Genomic DNA, 1,889 nt, shown 5'->3' with positions numbered 1-1,889 from the left:
CGCCGGCCCTACGCTCCCCCTCGAGGGGAGGGTCGCTCCGCTTCGCGGATCGACCCTCCCCTCGAGGGGGAGCGTAGGGCCGGCGCGCTCCTCATCCATGCCTGGCCGGATCGCGTCGCCAAGGCGCGCGGCGAGCGCGGCCGTTTCGTGCTGGCCAACGGTTCGGGCGCCATGCTCGACGCCGCCGACCCGCTGGCGGGCGCGGCCTGGCTCGTCGTCGCCGATCTGCAGGGCAAGGCGCAGAACGCCCGCATCACGGCGGCAGCGGCGATAGATGAGACCGACATTCGCGCTACGCTTGCGCAAAAAATCGAGACAAGCCGTGAAACCAGCTTCGACCGCGACAGGCGCGCGGTGCGCGTGCGCGAAACCGTTCGCCTCGGCGCCATCACGCTGTCCGAACGTATGCTGCCGCCGCCGGCCGGCACTGAGGCGGATCGCGCCATCCTCGACGCCTTGCGCCAACACGGGCTGTCGCTTTTGCCGTGGGGCAAGGAGGCTGAAACGCTGCGTCAACGGCTCGGCTGGCTGCATCGCGGCCTCGGCCCGCCCTGGCCCGATGTTTCCGACGCCGCGCTCGACGATAGCCTCGACGACTGGCTGCTGCCGTATCTCTCCGGCGCGGCGTCCTTTGCGGCGATCGATCCGAGCGTGCTTTCGGCCGGCCTTATGGCATTGGTGCCGCACGATCTCCAGCGCAGGATCGAGGCACTGGCGCCGACCCATTTCGACGCTCCGTCCGGCAGCCGCGTTCCGATCCGCTATGATGGCGAATGGCCGGTGCTGGCGATCCGCGTCCAGGAGTTGTTCGGTCTCGACCGGCATCCCGCGATCGCCAGTGGCACCGTGCCGCTGACGCTCGAGCTTTTATCGCCGGCGCACCGGCCGATCCAGACGACCCGCGACCTGCCCGGTTTCTGGCGCGGCTCCTGGGCCGATGTGCGGGCCGACATGCGTGGTCGCTACCCAAAGCACGTCTGGCCGGAGAACCCGCTTCTCGCCACAGCCACCAGCCGCGCCAAACCGCGGGGGACCTAGCCTTTACCCTTTTCCGGCTATAAATCCTTGGCCATGATAAACATCCTGCGGGCGCCCGACTTCCAGCAAAGCCAGCGGCTGCGCCTTAACACGCTGATCAGGCTGCGCTGGCTTGCCATCGTGGGCCAGAGCCTGGCGGTTATCGTCGTTGCCTATGGGCTGAAGTTCCCGCTGCCGGTCAGTCCCTGCTTCGCGCTGATCGCCTGTTCTGCCTGGATGAACCTGTTGCTGACCTTCCGCTATCCGGCGGCGCATCGGCTGACCCCGCTGCCGGCTTTCGCCATCCTGACCATCGACAGCCTGCAGCTTGCCGGCCTGCTTTACCTGACGGGCGGCCTCACCAATCCGTTTTCAGTGCTGGTCACCGTGCCCGTGGTCATCTCGGCGACGTCGCTGCCGCTGCGCCTGACCGCCATCCTCGGCGCGCAGGTGATGGTGGCGGCGAGCCTGCTGGTGTTCTTCCATCTGCCGCTGCCCTGGTACGAGGGCGCGCCGCTGGAGATGCCGTTCATTTATGTCGCCGGCATGTGGATGGCGGTGTTTTCCTCGATCGCCTTCACCGCGATCTATGCCTTCCGCGTGGCCGAGGAAGCCCGGCTGCTCGCCAACGCGCTTGCCGCCACCGAGCTGGTGCTGCAGCGCGAGCAGCATTTGTCGGCACTGGACGGCCTTGCCGCCGCCGCCGCGCATGAGCTGGGCACGCCGCTTGCCACCATCACGCTTGTCGCCAAGGAGATGGAGAAGGCGCTCCGCAACGATCCGAAATACGGCGAGGACGTGACGCTGCTGCGCTCGCAGAGCGAGCGTTGCCGGGAAATCCTCAAGCGCCTGACCAGCCTGTCGTCCGAGGG

The 1,889-nt window shown here is 67.8% G+C and carries 2 protein-coding genes; both read left to right on the top strand.

Translation table 11 applies throughout. From position 1 onward, the window contains the following. Positions 1 to 1,038 (top strand): ATP-dependent helicase C-terminal domain-containing protein (locus EOA86_RS32930; protein WP_281035723.1); only part of this gene is annotated, 1,038 nt, incomplete at its 5' end. A 33-nt stretch (positions 1,039 to 1,071) separates the two neighbouring features. Further along, the coding region (locus tag EOA86_RS32925) for an ActS/PrrB/RegB family redox-sensitive histidine kinase (RefSeq protein ID WP_164892248.1) at positions 1,072 to 1,889 on the top strand (818 nt) is incomplete at its 3' end.

Origin of the sequence: Mesorhizobium sp. M5C.F.Ca.IN.020.32.2.1 (assembly GCF_004023105.1) — a bacterium.
GTDB classification, from domain to species: domain Bacteria; phylum Pseudomonadota; class Alphaproteobacteria; order Rhizobiales; family Rhizobiaceae; genus Mesorhizobium; species Mesorhizobium wenxiniae.
The sequence above is the reverse complement of the archived record's forward strand: the minus strand, read 5'-3'. Positions and strand labels throughout refer to the sequence as shown.